General features: G+C 63.4%; 15 protein-coding genes and 1 pseudogene. 14 read left to right on the top strand and 2 right to left on the bottom strand.

Annotated features, from left to right (window positions below; translation table 11 throughout):
* The first annotated feature begins 186 nt into the window (after positions 1 to 186).
* The 13 genes from XF30_RS00710 (at position 187) to XF30_RS00650 (ending at position 10,570) form a co-directional block, all read left to right on the top strand.
* On the top strand, positions 187 to 438 hold the full coding sequence (locus XF30_RS00710) for a helix-turn-helix transcriptional regulator (protein ID WP_109141655.1): 252 nt from the start codon (positions 187 to 189) through the stop codon (positions 436 to 438).
* 13 nt (positions 439 to 451) lie between these two features.
* Positions 452 to 1,528 (top strand): replication initiator protein A, encoded by a 1,077-nt coding sequence (locus tag XF30_RS00705; RefSeq protein WP_109141654.1) that lies wholly within the window; start codon positions 452 to 454, stop codon positions 1,526 to 1,528.
* 298 nt (positions 1,529 to 1,826) lie between these two features.
* Positions 1,827 to 2,465: a ParA family partition ATPase gene (gene parA / locus XF30_RS00700; protein ID WP_109141653.1), complete on the top strand. Its 639-nt coding sequence runs from the start codon at positions 1,827 to 1,829 to the stop codon at positions 2,463 to 2,465.
* Positions 2,462 to 2,716: a ribbon-helix-helix protein gene (locus XF30_RS00695; RefSeq protein WP_109141652.1), complete on the top strand. Its 255-nt coding sequence runs from the start codon at positions 2,462 to 2,464 to the stop codon at positions 2,714 to 2,716. The genes parA and XF30_RS00695 overlap by 4 nt, the downstream gene beginning before the upstream one ends.
* Complete coding sequence (locus XF30_RS00690) at positions 2,713 to 3,231, top strand: DUF2840 domain-containing protein (RefSeq protein ID WP_109141651.1); 519 nt, start codon at positions 2,713 to 2,715, stop codon at positions 3,229 to 3,231. Before XF30_RS00695 ends, XF30_RS00690 begins: the two co-directional genes overlap by 4 nt.
* Complete coding sequence (locus XF30_RS00685) at positions 3,228 to 3,773, top strand: S26 family signal peptidase (protein ID WP_109141650.1); 546 nt, start codon at positions 3,228 to 3,230, stop codon at positions 3,771 to 3,773. The genes XF30_RS00690 and XF30_RS00685 overlap by 4 nt, the downstream gene beginning before the upstream one ends.
* Positions 3,774 to 3,807: 34 nt before the next feature.
* Positions 3,808 to 4,143, top strand: a complete 336-nt coding sequence (locus XF30_RS00680; protein WP_109141649.1) for a DUF736 domain-containing protein — start codon at positions 3,808 to 3,810, stop codon at positions 4,141 to 4,143.
* Positions 4,144 to 4,147: 4 nt separating this feature from the next.
* Positions 4,148 to 5,056 carry a lytic transglycosylase domain-containing protein gene (locus XF30_RS00675; RefSeq protein ID WP_109141648.1) on the top strand — a complete coding sequence of 303 codons (909 nt, stop codon included), beginning with the start codon at positions 4,148 to 4,150 and terminating at the stop codon, positions 5,054 to 5,056.
* A gap of 468 nt (positions 5,057 to 5,524) precedes the next feature.
* A complete protein-coding gene (locus XF30_RS00670; protein WP_109141647.1) occupies positions 5,525 to 7,264 on the top strand; it encodes a relaxase/mobilization nuclease domain-containing protein in 1,740 nt (579 codons plus the stop codon).
* 41 nt (positions 7,265 to 7,305) lie between these two features.
* Positions 7,306 to 9,285, top strand: a complete 1,980-nt coding sequence (locus XF30_RS00665) for a conjugal transfer protein TraG (RefSeq protein ID WP_192892998.1) — start codon at positions 7,306 to 7,308, stop codon at positions 9,283 to 9,285.
* 7 nt (positions 9,286 to 9,292) lie between these two features.
* Positions 9,293 to 9,751: a CopG family transcriptional regulator gene (locus tag XF30_RS00660; RefSeq protein WP_109141645.1), complete on the top strand. Its 459-nt coding sequence runs from the start codon at positions 9,293 to 9,295 to the stop codon at positions 9,749 to 9,751.
* Positions 9,752 to 9,842: 91 nt separating this feature from the next.
* Positions 9,843 to 10,094 (top strand): hypothetical protein, encoded by a 252-nt coding sequence (locus tag XF30_RS39020; RefSeq protein ID WP_225138109.1) that lies wholly within the window; start codon positions 9,843 to 9,845, stop codon positions 10,092 to 10,094.
* Between the two features lie 59 nt (positions 10,095 to 10,153).
* Positions 10,154 to 10,570, top strand: coding sequence for a hypothetical protein (locus XF30_RS00650; RefSeq protein WP_338129111.1), 417 nt, complete (start codon positions 10,154 to 10,156; stop codon positions 10,568 to 10,570).
* Positions 10,571 to 10,935: 365 nt separating this feature from the next.
* Here XF30_RS00650 and XF30_RS39015 read toward each other — a convergent pair whose 3' ends face one another.
* A complete protein-coding gene (locus XF30_RS39015) occupies positions 10,936 to 11,133 on the bottom strand; it encodes a hypothetical protein (RefSeq protein ID WP_225130354.1) in 198 nt (65 codons plus the stop codon).
* On the opposite strand from XF30_RS39015, the pseudogene XF30_RS40025 reads away from it, so the two are divergent.
* Positions 11,050 to 11,435 (top strand): annotated as a pseudogene (locus XF30_RS40025) (tetraacyldisaccharide 4'-kinase). The gene XF30_RS39015 and the pseudogene XF30_RS40025 overlap by 84 nt on opposite strands.
* A gap of 221 nt (positions 11,436 to 11,656) precedes the next feature.
* On the opposite strand, the gene XF30_RS00640 reads toward XF30_RS40025, so the two are convergent.
* Positions 11,657 to 11,839, bottom strand: coding sequence for a hypothetical protein (locus tag XF30_RS00640; protein ID WP_225130346.1), 183 nt, complete (start codon positions 11,837 to 11,839; stop codon positions 11,657 to 11,659).
* Positions 11,840 to 12,894 lie beyond the last annotated feature (1,055 nt).

The following is a 12,894-nucleotide window of genomic DNA, read 5'->3' as shown; positions in this document are numbered from 1 at the left end:
GGCTTATGGCATAATGAGTTAACTCGCGCCCCCGCTGGTAGCCCTCGGCTTCGCCTGGTTGCGACGATGGGGGGACACAAATCTACGTAGATTTTCGTCCACCCCCAACGCCTGAACTCTCCGCCACTCTGGCCCGGACAAGCCGCGATTTGGCCGCGGCGCTTCGAGGCAAGACGGAGATTTCCCATGCTCGACCGGACCGCGCAGCTCTCGACCCGCTACGTGCGCACGCCCGAGGCCGCGCGCCTCCTCGGCATCTCGCCGCGCACACTTGAGAAGTATCGTTGCCATGGCAACGGCCCGACCTTCCGCAAGCTCGGCGGGCGCGTCGTCTACGCCATCGGCGATCTTGAAGCCTGGGCCGATCAGGCTGCCTGCAGCTCAACGTCGGATCCTCGCTATCTCGAGGCCCGCGCCGCCGGCAACGCGCATCGCTAAGGCAACGCCTGCCATGTCGCGTCGCCTCATCACATCAAGCGAGCGAAGCAAGCTCGACCCGTTCGTTGTCGCCACGGGCGATGCCAGCCCGCGCGATCAGCGGGACCTGATGGAGCGCCCGTTCTTTTCGCTCGCCAAGTCCAAACGGACGGCGCCGATCCTATACGAGGCCGGCGACATCCGCGTCGAGGTTTATGCGGTTCCAGAGCACGGCATGGCGACGATCTGGGACGCCGATGTGCTGATTTGGGCAGCCAGCCAGATTGTCGAGGCCGAGAACCTTAGCCTGAAGACCTCGCGCTTCATGCGCTTCACACCTTACCAACTTCTGACCGCAGTCGGCCGACAGACCGGAGCCCGCGACTACAAGCTCTTGAAGGGAGCACTGGCGCGCCTGCAGGCGACCGTGATCCGCACCAGCATCCGGCAGGGCGAGCATTGGCGGCGTCACCAGTTCTCCTGGATCAACGAATGGGAGGAATGCGCGCGGCGCGACGGCCGCGTGGAAGGCATGGAATTTGTCCTCCCCGACTGGTTCTATCGCGGCGTCATCGATCGCTCGCTCGTTCTCACCATAGATCCGGCGTACTTCCGGCTGACTGGCGGGATCGAGCGCTGGCTCTACCGCGTCGCGCGCAAGCATGCCGGTCGCCAGCCAAAGGGTTGGCTGTTCGAGTTCGCACACCTCCATGAGAAATCCGGCAGCCTCGCCAAGCCCGCTGACTTCGCCTTTGATCTCCGCCGGATCGCTGCCCGTCAACCGCTGCCAGGATATCGCCTGAGCGTCGAACGCAGGGAAAGCTGGGAACTACTGCGCATCCTTCCAGCTAAATCATTCACAGCACCTGTGGATGGCGCTGTGAATCAGCTCGGGACTTCGGGCGTGCGCACTATCGGGACTCCGGGCGTGCCCGTATCGGGATTTCGGGAGTGGAAACCGCAGCTAACGCTTTGGCCGGAAACCGCGATTCCGGGTCCTAACTTAGAGTCTAACTTAGAATCTAACTGTTGTAGCGGGGCCGCGCGTCTTGCGGATAACGCGGACGCTCCTGTCGTTGCCCCCAGAAGCCGAGACCGGGGGCCCAAATGAGTAGACAGGCCCTCAAATCTACGACTGTGGCCCATCATCATGCGAGTGGTGGCCCCTCATTGTGCGACTGGCGCGGCCCTTCAATCGTCGTCGCTCTCGCGCAAACGAGCGACTGGACGCGGTCGATGAGTAATCTGCCCCGCAAATCGGAGACTCATTTTCCCTTAATCGTAGACCACCGCAATGGTGAGTCTCCGTTCCGGCTTCGGCCGACGGCGCGACCGCCAAACGAGCGCATCTCCAACAGACCCGCGCACCAATCGCCGCTGCCTTTCGACAACAAGGCGGGAGGCAAACAATGATCGTCGCGCTGCTCAATCAGAAGGGCGGTGTCGGAAAGACGACGCTCGCCCTGCATCTTGCCGGTGAGTGGGCACTGCGCGGAAAGCGAGTGACGCTGATTGATGCTGACCCCCAGGGCTCGGCATTGGACTGGTCGCAGCAGCGCGCGCGGGAGAACGTCGCTCGGCTGTTCGGCGTCGTTGGCCTCGCGCGCGATACGCTCCACCGCGAGGCGCCGGAGATCGCACTCACGGCCGATCATGTCGTCATTGACGGGCCGCCGCGCGTCGCTGGATTGATGCGTTCGGCGCTGCTGGCGGCGGATCTGGCGCTGATTCCCGTGCAGCCGTCGCCATTCGACGGCTGGGCCTCGGCCGAGATGCTCGCTCTGCTGCGGGAGGCCCGCATCTATCGGCCGCAGCTTGCCGCTCGCTTTGTGCTCAACCGCTGCGGCGCGCGCACGATCATCGCCCGCGAGACGGCTGAGGTTCTTGCCGATCACGACCCGCCGGTGCTCGCCAGCACCATCGGCCAACGCGTTGTCTTCGCCGACGCCGCTCAGTCCGGACGGCTCGTCTTCGAGTTCGCCGAGCAGAACGCCGCCGCCCGCGAGATCGCCGCGCTCGCGGCTGAAGTTGCGAGGTTCGCGCCATGAGCGAGCGCTCCACCAAGCGCGACTTCGCTTCGCGTCCCGGCGATGCCGAAAGCTGGATCAAGGCCAGCGACGCACCGCCGCGCCGCGTGGATGAGGGGGCCGCATTCAGCGCGCGCCTGACCATCGACGTCACGCCGGCACTTCGCGGCCGTATCAAGGTCGCCGCGTTCCAACGCGGCGTGACCGTCGCCGACATGCTGCGCGAGTTGCTGGCGCGAGAGTTTCCCACTGACGCTGGAGAGCCGTCATGAATGACAATGAGGCCTTGCCGCCGCGTGCGGTGCCGTCCTCGCATCGACGCGCCGTCGCGCTGACCCATGTCGAGCTGACCTGGATCGAGAAGCGGATCGAGCACTGGCTGCGCTTCGGCCGTCGCGCGGAGGAGAAGATCCTCGACCGCCGCCGCAGCATCTCCAGCTTTACGCCAGGCAGTATCTTCGGCTTTGTTCGCTGGGCATCGAACGATTACGGCACCGTGGTGTCGCGCATGGACATCGTGCGCGCGGTGGAGGCCGGCCAGCGCTATCAGACGCTACCATTTGTCCGCCCCGGCGGCGAAATCCTGCTGCGCGTTGATAGCTGGCCGAAGGTTGAGCGCGTCTTGCAAGCCATCGACGCCATTGAGGCGCTCTCCATCGATCCGGCTGACGCCGCACCCGAATACTGGCGACATCTCCACAACCGTCTTGCCGCCGACCACGTGCCACGCGCGTACACGCGCGAGCAGCATGTCGCCTGGCTCAAGCGCCGGAGCGTCACGCCATGACCCGCTTCGGCTATCTCATGTTGACCTACCTTGCGGCGCTGGTCGCCGGCGCCCGGGCGTTCGTTCATCCTGCGCCGCGGCTGATCTGGAACGCGACCGCGAGCACGCCAAGAGGGCTTTACGCGCTACATCCGCTTGGAGAGCCGCGCGACTTGGAACTGGTCGCGGTACGGCTACCGGAGCCGATCGCGAGCTTCCTTGCCGATGGCGGCTTTCTTCCGAGAGGTGTGCCGCTGCTGAAGCGTGTGATGGGGCTGCCGGGGCAGACCGTGTGCCGGTCAGGCGACACCGTTTCCGTCGATCACGTCGATGCCGGCACCGCACACGACCGCGATCATCGCGGCCGTCCGCTGCCGCGTTGGAGTGGTTGCCGCGTCCTTCAGCCGGGCGAGGTCTTCCTTATGAATCCGACCGTCCCGGACAGCCTGGACGGCCGCTATTTCGGCGCGCTCCCCGTCACCTCGATTATCGCCCGTGCAGTCCCGCTTTGGACGGACGAAGCCGCCGACGGCCGCTTCGTCTGGCGTACCGCCACCCATTGACCCGTTTCCAACCCAACAACCAAGGAGCTTTCCCATGGCACAAATCGGCCAGTTCACCCGCGACAAGTCCGGCTTCACCGGGCGCGTTGAAACGCTGTTCTTCGAGCGGATTCTCACCCTCGTCCCGGCCGAATCCTCCGATGCCGAGAACGCGCCGGACTACCGTATCCGCCTCGGCGATGCCGACGGCCCGGAGATCGGCGCAGGCTGGAAGCGTACCGGCGAGAAGGCGGGCGACTACGTTTCGCTCGTCATCGACGACCCGGCGCTGCCGCGGCCGATCCGCGCCAATCTCTTCCAGTCGGGCGACGACAAAGCGGCCTGGACGCTGAACTGGAATCGTCAGCCCCAACGCGCCGAGCGGGACTGATTGCATGCAGGATCCTGTCGCGCGTGCCGCCAACCAGGCTCATCAACGGTCCACCTCCTTGTGCGGGGGAAAGCCGTCTCATCCCTCCGGTCCACGCAACCGTCGGGCGGCCGCCACGCACAGCGGTGGTCAAAGCGGCCGTCCGTACGCACCGCAGGTAGGCAGCACGACGACTCGCTGTGATGCCGGAACCAGGGCGGGCTTTGCCGTTATCCTCCTTACCGGCCTGCTAGCGATTGGTGGGTCAGCGCCGGCGGCGTCAGCAGAGAAAGCGTCGACGCGAAGTCAAACAGCAAGCGACCGCTATGTCGCTTATGTAGCGGAAGCTGCGCAGCGTTTTGGCATTCCGGCTGCATGGATACGCGCCTTCATGCGAGTCGAGAGCAATGGCGATCGGCGTGCCGTATCACCGAAAGGTGCGCTCGGCCTGATGCAACTCATGCCCAAGACCTGGACGGACATGCGAGTTCGCTACGGTCTCGGACGCGATCCCTTCGATCCCCATGACAACATTCTCGCTGGCGCCGCCTTCCTTCGCGAACTGCACGATCGCTACGGCTCGCCGGGCTTTCTCGCAGCCTACAATGCAGGTCCCGGCCGCTACGAGGAATTTCGCGACAGGCATCGTCCACTCCCCGCCGAGACGACAGCCTATGTCGCAGCCATCGTCCCTTTTGTCGATGCGGAGGAGGCATCAGGGCCTCTTCCCCTCGCGGCCTTTTCTCGTTCATCCTGGACGCGGGCGCCGCTGTTTTTCGGTCGCGTTGACGGTCCGTCTCGTGGCGTGCGAGCGGCGCTCGATCAACCCGCGCAGGGCGGCTCAGCTGCCACTCCGGTGCACGATGTTTCGGCGATTGCGCCGCAGTCGGAGGGCCTGTTCGTCGCGCTCTCGGCCACGGGGCGATCGCAATGACTGCACGGCATCTTCAACGTCAATGCGCGGATCGCGGTACGTCTGCACGCACCCTTGTTACGGCGGCTGCACATCGGGCAGCTCGTGATATCAGCCGTCAGTTTCCAGGTTCGCTGGCGCCCCGTGACGGACATTCGGTTTGCATTCGAAACGCTGCAACACAATCGTACGGGCGATGCCTTCGGCCCGCGCTCTACTCGTCGCTTCGCTCCTCACCGAGCCACCCTGCGGGTGTCTCGGCCCTTCGGGTAACGATCGCTATCGCAAACACTCGCAAACAGTGGGGGCTTCCGCGAGTACCGACCGAACGATGGCGAGATAAAAGGCCGCAATGTCCGGCTCGGTCGGTCGGTTGTTGTTGCTTTGTTTTTTTGCTGATCCGGCAATGTGTGGCTTCGGCACGCAATGTGCGCCCCACCATCAACTCATTGCACGGGTTCTGCATTTCGCACATTGTCGAGGCTGGCCATGGCTGAGGAGAAGGAATTTCAGCCTCGGCCTGGCCGCATCCGCTCCTCGCGGAGCCAGCGGGCCAAGCCCTTCATCGCTCAGGCGCTTGCCGCCGCTCAGCGCGCCGGCGGCGGCGTTTCGCGAGCCGGTCATCTGACCAAGCATCGTCGTTCGCGCTTCGGCCGCGGCCGCCTCGCCTCTGAACGGGCGAACCGTCTGCTTACGGGCCGCTCTCGCCTGGTGACGGTCAAGACCCGCGTCGTCCGTCACACGGCGAGATCAGCGCCGCTCGCCGCGCATCTCGGCTATCTCCGGCGCGAGGGCGTCACCCGGGACGGGGAGAAGGCCCGTCTGTTCGGTCCGGACACCGAGGATGCCGATCCCAAGACCTTTGCTGAGCGCTGTCAGAATGACCGCCATCATTTCCGCTTCATCGTCTCGCCGGAAGACGCAGCCGATATGGCCGAGCTCAAAGGTTTTGCCCGCGAGCTGGTCGGCCAGATGGAGAAAGATCTTGGCACCAAGCTCGACTGGGTGGGCGTCGATCACTGGAACACCCAGCATCCGCACGTCCACATCATCGTGCGGGGCGTTGCCGAAGACGGCCAGGACCTCGTCATCTCCCGTGACTACATCAAGGAGGGGATGCGCGCCCGCGCCCAGGATTTCGTCACGCAAGAACTCGGGCTGCGCTCCGATCTCGACATCTGCCGCTCGCTCGAGCGCCAGGTCGAAGCCGAGCGGTGGACGCAGCTCGACCGCCAGCTTGTTCGGGACGCAGACCGGCGTGGCGTCGTCGACCTCGCACCCAATCCGGAGCGGCAGCCCGATCAGTTCCATTCGTTGAAGGTCGGCCGGCTGCGGCGCTTGGAAAGCCTTGGTCTCGCTCATCAACTTGGGCGGGGCCAATGGGTGATGGACGAGAGTGCCGAGACGACCTTGCGCGAGCTCAGCGAACGCGGCGACATCATCAAGCGCATCCACCGCAGCTTGACCGAACGCGGCATCGAGCGCGGCTGCGCCAGCTACGTGCTGGCAGGTGAAAGCCTAGATGTTCCCGTCATCGGACGCCTCGTCGATCGCGGCCTCGACGACGAACTCAAGGGGACCGCCTATGCCGTAGTCGACGGCGTCGATGGCCGCACCCACCACATTCGGCTGCCCGACCTCGACGCCGCCGGTGACAGCGCGCCGGGCTCGATTGTCGAACTGCGTAAGTTCGTCGACGCACAAGGCCGGCGTCGGGTGGCGATCTCGGTCCGCTCCGATCTCTCGATCGAAGCGCAGGTGACAGCGAGCGGCGCGACATGGCTCGACCGCCAGGCCGTCGCGCGCGACCCTGTGGTGCTCGGCCAGGCCGGCTTCGGCGCCGAGGTTCGCGACGCCATGCATCGCCGGGCCGAGCAGCTTGTTGAACACGGTCTTGCGGAACGGCAGGCGCGTGGGCTGGTATTCGCGAAGAATCTGATTGGCGCGCTGCGCCGTCGGGAGGTGGATGCTCTCGGTAAGCAGCTTGCCGCCGAGACCGGTCAGCCGTTCAATCCGTCGGCTGGCGGCGAGTATGTCGCCGGCACCTATCGGCAGCGTTTCGCGCTCGCTTCCGGCCGTTTCGCCATGATCGACGACGGTCTCGGCTTCCAGCTCGTGCCCTGGACGCCCTCACTGGAAAAGCAGCTCGGCCGGCATGTCTCCGGCGTCGCTCGCGCAGATGGCGGCATCGATTGGGGTTTTGGACGCAATCGGGGGCTCGGCCTGTGAACGATCCCTCCAATCACCGGCGTCAGGAGAGGGCGGCCGCAATGTCTGCAACCAGAATCCTCTGGGGGCAGGTCATCACGGTATTCGCGATCGTCCTGCTGACGACCTGGGCCGCGACGGAATGGACGGCGTGGCGGCTCGGCTTTCAAGCCCAATTGGGACAGCCCTGGTTCGAGCTCTTGCATTTTCCTTTCTATCTTCCGCCTGCCTTCTTCTGGTGGTGGTACGCCTATGACGCCTATGCACCCTCCATCTTCACCGAGGGCGCCTACATCGCATCATCTGGCGGCATCATCGCCGCAGCCGTTGCGATCGGCATGTCCGTCTGGCGCGCTCGCGAAGCAGAGAATGCCGAGACCTATGGCTCCGCGCGATGGGCGGAGGCAAAGGAGATCGAGCAGGCGGGCCTGCTCGGGCCGGACGGCGTCGTGCTCGGCCGGTTCGAGGGCTCCTATCTCCGCCATGATGGACCGGAACATGTCCTGTGCTTCGCGCCGACCCGGAGCGGCAAGGGCGTCGGCCTCGTCATTCCTTCGCTCCTGACCTGGCCGGGCTCGGCGATCGTCCACGACATCAAGGGGGAGAACTGGCAGCTCACCGCCGGCTTCCGCAGCCATCACGGCCGCGTTCTTCTGTTCGATCCGACCAACGCGAAGTCGTCAGCCTATAACCCGTTGCTTGAGGTCCGCCGCGGCGAGTGGGAGGTGCGCGATGTCCAGAACATCGCCGACATTCTCGTCGATCCAGAAGGTAGCCTTGAAAAGCGGAACCACTGGGAGAAAACCAGCCACGCGCTGCTGGTCGGAGCGATTCTCCACGTCCTGTATGCCGAGGAGGATAAGACGCTCGCCCGGGTCGCAGCCTTCCTGTCCGATCCCAAGCGGCCGATCGAGGCGACGCTTGCCGCGATGATGCGGACTGCGCATCTCGGCGACGCCGGTGTCCATCCCGTCGTAGCGTCCGCTGCCCGCGAGTTGCTGAACAAGTCCGGCAACGAGCGCTCCGGCGTCCTGAGCACTGCCATGTCCTTCCTGGGCCTCTACCGAGATCCCGTGGTGGCGGAGGTGACACGGCGCTGCGACTGGCGGATCACCGACATCGTCGGCTGGGACCGGCCCACCACGCTCTACCTTGTGGTGCCGCCCTCGGATATCAACCGCACCAAGCCGCTGATCCGTCTGATCCTCAACCAGATCGGCCGCCGGTTGACCGAGGATCTTCAGGCCAAGGCCGTCCGGCGCCGGCTCCTCCTGATGCTCGATGAGTTTCCGGCGCTCGGCCGGCTCGACTTCTTCGAGTCCGCGCTGGCCTTCATGGCAGGTTACGGCATCAAAAGCTTTCTGATCGCCCAGTCGCTGAACCAGATCGAGAAGGCCTACGGGCCGAACAATTCGATCCTCGACAATTGTCACGTCCGGGTCAGCTTTGCGACCAATGACGAGCGAACGGCGAAGAGGGTGAGCGATGCCCTCGGGATGGCGACCGAGATGAAGGCAATGAAGAACTATGCCGGCAGCCGGCTGGCACCTTGGCTCGGCCACCTCATGGTGTCCCGGTCAGAGACCGCCCGTCCGCTGCTGACGCCCGGCGAGATGATGCAGCTGCCGCCATCCGATGAGATCGTCATGATGTCGGGCCTCCATCCGATCCGGGCCAAGAAGGTGCGCTATTATGAGGACGGGCGCTTCAAGGAACGCATTCTGGCGCCGCCGATCCTGACCAAGGCCAACGACGGTAGGCTGGACGACTGGAGCTCACGGCCGCTGCCGCCGCGCCCAATAGCAGTGCAGGCGCCGACCGACGACCAGACGGATGACGATGACCCCAAGACCGCGGATCGCCGGCGTCATCCGGAATTGGACCAAGAGATGGTGGATAAGAAGTCGGTCGACAACGAGTTCGCGTCTGACCTCGCCGACGAGTTCGATGAAGATGCCCCGCGGATCCGGCGCATGAGCGACATGATGCAGGGCGTCGCACGCCAAGCCTCGCTCGATCCTGGTGACGATCTCGGACTGTGAGGCGGACATGACCGCTCCGAAGAGAAAAGCCCAGATGTCGGTCTATCTCGATCCTGATGTCATGAAGGCGCTGTCGGCCTTTGCCGCCCGGCGCGAGCAATCGCTGTCGCTTATTGCCGAAGCCGCCATTGCATCCTTTCTGTCGCCCGACTCCGATGAACGGCGGGAGGCCGCTATTGCCAAGCGACTCGACCAAATCGACCGCCGGATCGCGCGGCTTGAGCGGGATGTTGGAATTTCGGTCGAGACCATCGCTCTCTTCATCCGCTTCTGGCTCACAACGACACCGCCTCTCCCCGAACCAGCTGCAAAGGCGGCGCGGGCGCAGGCAGGTGCGCGCTACGACAATTTCGTCGCGGCGCTCGGGCGCCGGCTGAGTCAAGGGCCGAAGCTGCGACAGGAAATCCCGGATGACGTGGAAAGCGTCCAATTCAGCCCAGAAACAATGAAGGCGGACGGCCACTAGTGTCCCGAGTCACAAGTTCGCAATCGTAGATTCGCGTTAGATTCGCGTGGCGGTGCCAGAGATGGTGGCTGCAGCAGCGACGGAGGATCTGATGACGGCCCAGCGACTTGCGCCCCTGATATTGAGCGATGATGAACGCGCTGTACTTCAGTCGCTGACAATGCGGCGAAAGACGGCGCAGGCGTTGGCTCTGAGAGCCCGGATCGTGCTGGCCTGCGCGGAAGGCGGTCAGAACAAGGAAGTGGCGGCCAAGCTGGGCCTGGAAAGTCTGAAGTCGCCGCGTTCCGGCGAGCCGGGGGCAAGATCGGATGGGCCTCAGCCGAAGAACTCGATGACTCCATAGTCGCTGATCTCATAACCCAAAACAGGTCTCGACACGGAAGCACCCAGGGTCGCGACTGGATGGAAAGGATACTCGCCGGGCAGAGAAAGGCGGGTGTGTCGCAGTTCGGTGCCGCAGCTATTTCCGAGCGCAACAACGAGATAACCGGGCTTGCTGTTTTCTATCGCTTTGGAACGGCACTTCACTTGCGCTACTTCGGGGCAGACTACAGTCGCGATCTCAAGGATTGCAGATACTTCGTCTTGTGCTATTACGAGCCCCTCGATTACGCTGCGGCGCGCGGTCTCACAACATTGCGGCTTTCTACCTCCTCGTTACGTGCGAAAGTGAACCGAGGGGCAAAGATCGAGCCGCAAGCGATCGTCATCAAGTGCGTTGGTGAACAGCACATCTGCGACTCTGACGTCAAGCGGCACAATCTGCGTATGATCAGACAATATCAGAATCAGTTCGCAGGCCATCTTTGCAGGGAGTGAGAGTTGGTCGAGCGTTATCAAGTTGCTGGGTGAGTAACTGCGAGATTGAGCAAGATTCGCCGAGGCCTTTGGTCGGGTACGGTGCCCCTCGGCCTAACGCCAGGACTTGGACTGAAGATGCCGCGCTGGTTCTTCAAGCCGGAGCACGGCGAGGGGATACTCAAGGAGAAACTGCTGCGCACATTCTGGGATACGGTGCTCGATGACGTCATGACGGCTGACTGAGGTCTCGAGGGTCGGCGGCGAGCACTTTTGTGGCACGGGACTTCGCGTGATTTCCGAACGAAATGGGTAGAGCCCGGCAGTCCCGACGACACTCCCGCGTGGCGAGTTGATAGAATCCAGCCTAAGCGAGTTTTCCGGGTTCAAGCAGTGCTTCCTCTCGAGAGGACGTCGGCGCGGCCTGACCTTTTTATGCATTTGGCAAGGCGCGAGCCAGACTCGCCGCCGACGATGTCGCCAAACGCAACAAGCCCAAGCTGCGCGCGCGCCTGAAGCCGGATGCGGCCTCGCTCGCGCAACTGCTCGGCAAGCGGGTCTTCGCCTTCGCCGGCATCGGCCATCCCCAGCACTTCTTCCGCACATTGCAGGCCAGCGGCATCGAGGTCGCGCGCACGCGCCGTTCGACGATCATCACATGTTCTCGCGCGAGGAACTCGCCGCGCTCGCGGCGGAAGTACAGCGCGAGCAGTTGACGCTGGTGACGACGGAGAGGGATCTTGCGCGACTGCATGGCAGCGAAGGCGTGCCGGCGGGCATCGTGCTGTTCGCCGTCCAACTCGAATTCGACGACCCGGCCAAGCTGCGGCAATTGATCAGCAACCATCTCTACGAGGCTCGCGAGCGGCGCTTCTCCAGACGCTGATCTCGTCGGGTGGACAAAGCGAAGCGTGCCCACCAACTTCGTTCCGTACTCGCTAAAGCTACCGCCTCAGCAGACAGTCATGCTCACCACACCCCAACGACCATCATTCCGATGATGGTCAGGCACGAGACGCAGGTCACCATAACGGTATAGCATTCGGGTGTGTTCATCGCTGTCTCCCAAGCTGTTTTGGTCACTGCCATGCGGGAGTCTTGGTCGCTTCAGTGCGGCGCGCCGCGACCGGTCTTGCGGTATGCCGCCGCCCTCTCGTCACTCTGATCCGAAAGAAGGTAGTCCGCTTCGAGTGCTTCAAAGAGTTCAGCTGCGATCAGAAGCTGCTTGCGCATTTCAGCGAGGCGGGCGCGGCAATATTCGCGATAGAGCAAGTCCAGTATGATGGGCATGATCACCCCCATCGATTGACTTTAAATTGACAGATATTCCACCGCGGATTTCGAGGTGATCAGTAGCCCGTCAGGTGGCTCTTCGATATGAGCCCGCTCACAGACTGCGCCAATTCCAAAACTCAACGGTCGTTTGGTTGACTTGATCGTCTGTGCGGTAAAAAGAACAGGGCTAGTTACCTAGCGCGCAGTTTAGCAGCGCTGTGTTTCAGCAAGACTTCGTCAAACAACTTAAGGGCGCCGGACCGCGACGAAAATCCCAACCACAAAGCGAAATGACTTACCTCGGAGTGCAAGCACGGTTGGATGCAACGCGGATCGACGCGACGAGGGTGATGTCGCGATAGGCCTGCAGGTCCGTACGGTCGGTTAACCTTGCGACCGCGCGAAGCGTGCCGGTGTAACCCACCAACTTCGTCCCGCATCCGCTGAGACATGGTGTCACGCCAGCGGACTGCGCTTCGCGCAGCCGCGACCAGTTCGCCATTCAGCTGGCATTCATCGCAAAACTTCTATCGCTTCCGGACGATCAGGAGAGTTCGATGAAACGCCGTCCGCCGTCGTTGCCGCTAGCCTTGTGTGTCTAATTGTTGGGCCCATGTTCGCGCAAACGACGGCGCCGTCGGCCGCTCCGACTACCGTGCCGGTTCCCGCGGCCAAGCGCGTCACTTGTCTCGCCACGACGCAAAATCTGGAGGGACAGGACAAGCGCGACCAGATGCAGCTGTGCATGGCGCAGGCTGAAGCAGGCGATCGATCAGAAGGTCGTTGGGGAGTCCAGGAGGAGTTTCATCAAGAGGTGCGTAGGCGGAGATGCCACGGAGCAGTGAACCGGTTCGAAGGGCCGGTCGGGGGGCGGTGCTTGCTCTGCGCAAGCGAGAGATCACACCTTTCGTTGTTCAGGCTTAGGCGTGATCGGGTGCTCCCGTGAGGCGGCGGCAAGGCTGCCACGCATCGTTCAGATGATCGGATTAAGTCAGGTTAGGATGCGATCCGGCGGCTCCGAACTCCAGCGGGGCTGCGCATTTGTCGTTAGGCGCCATCGAGGTCGTTTA

This window comes from Bradyrhizobium sp. SUTN9-2 (assembly GCF_003122645.1).
Classification (GTDB): Bacteria; Pseudomonadota; Alphaproteobacteria; order Rhizobiales; family Xanthobacteraceae; genus Bradyrhizobium; species Bradyrhizobium yuanmingense.
The sequence above is the reverse complement of the archived record's forward strand: the minus strand, read 5'-3'. Positions and strand labels throughout refer to the sequence as shown.

Coding starts and splice junctions, on each gene's coding strand:
- XF30_RS00640 (WP_225130346.1), bottom strand. CDS start 11,839: ATGCCCATCATACTGGACTTGCTCTATCGCGAATATTGCCGCGCCCGC.
- XF30_RS39020 (WP_225138109.1), top strand. CDS start 9,843: ATGACGGCCCAGCGACTTGCGCCCCTGATATTGAGCGATGATGAACGC.
- XF30_RS00705 (WP_109141654.1), top strand. CDS start 452: ATGTCGCGTCGCCTCATCACATCAAGCGAGCGAAGCAAGCTCGACCCG.
- XF30_RS00670 (WP_109141647.1), top strand. CDS start 5,525: ATGGCTGAGGAGAAGGAATTTCAGCCTCGGCCTGGCCGCATCCGCTCC.
- XF30_RS00685 (WP_109141650.1), top strand. CDS start 3,228: ATGACCCGCTTCGGCTATCTCATGTTGACCTACCTTGCGGCGCTGGTC.
- XF30_RS00680 (WP_109141649.1), top strand. CDS start 3,808: ATGGCACAAATCGGCCAGTTCACCCGCGACAAGTCCGGCTTCACCGGG.
- XF30_RS00650 (WP_338129111.1), top strand. CDS start 10,154: ATGGAAAGGATACTCGCCGGGCAGAGAAAGGCGGGTGTGTCGCAGTTC.
- parA (WP_109141653.1), top strand. CDS start 1,827: ATGATCGTCGCGCTGCTCAATCAGAAGGGCGGTGTCGGAAAGACGACG.
- XF30_RS00695 (WP_109141652.1), top strand. CDS start 2,462: ATGAGCGAGCGCTCCACCAAGCGCGACTTCGCTTCGCGTCCCGGCGAT.
- XF30_RS00690 (WP_109141651.1), top strand. CDS start 2,713: ATGAATGACAATGAGGCCTTGCCGCCGCGTGCGGTGCCGTCCTCGCAT.
- XF30_RS00660 (WP_109141645.1), top strand. CDS start 9,293: ATGACCGCTCCGAAGAGAAAAGCCCAGATGTCGGTCTATCTCGATCCT.
- XF30_RS00675 (WP_109141648.1), top strand. CDS start 4,148: ATGCAGGATCCTGTCGCGCGTGCCGCCAACCAGGCTCATCAACGGTCC.
- XF30_RS00710 (WP_109141655.1), top strand. CDS start 187: ATGCTCGACCGGACCGCGCAGCTCTCGACCCGCTACGTGCGCACGCCC.
- XF30_RS00665 (WP_192892998.1), top strand. CDS start 7,306: ATGTCTGCAACCAGAATCCTCTGGGGGCAGGTCATCACGGTATTCGCG.
- XF30_RS39015 (WP_225130354.1), bottom strand. CDS start 11,133: ATGGCCGATGCCGGCGAAGGCGAAGACCCGCTTGCCGAGCAGTTGCGC.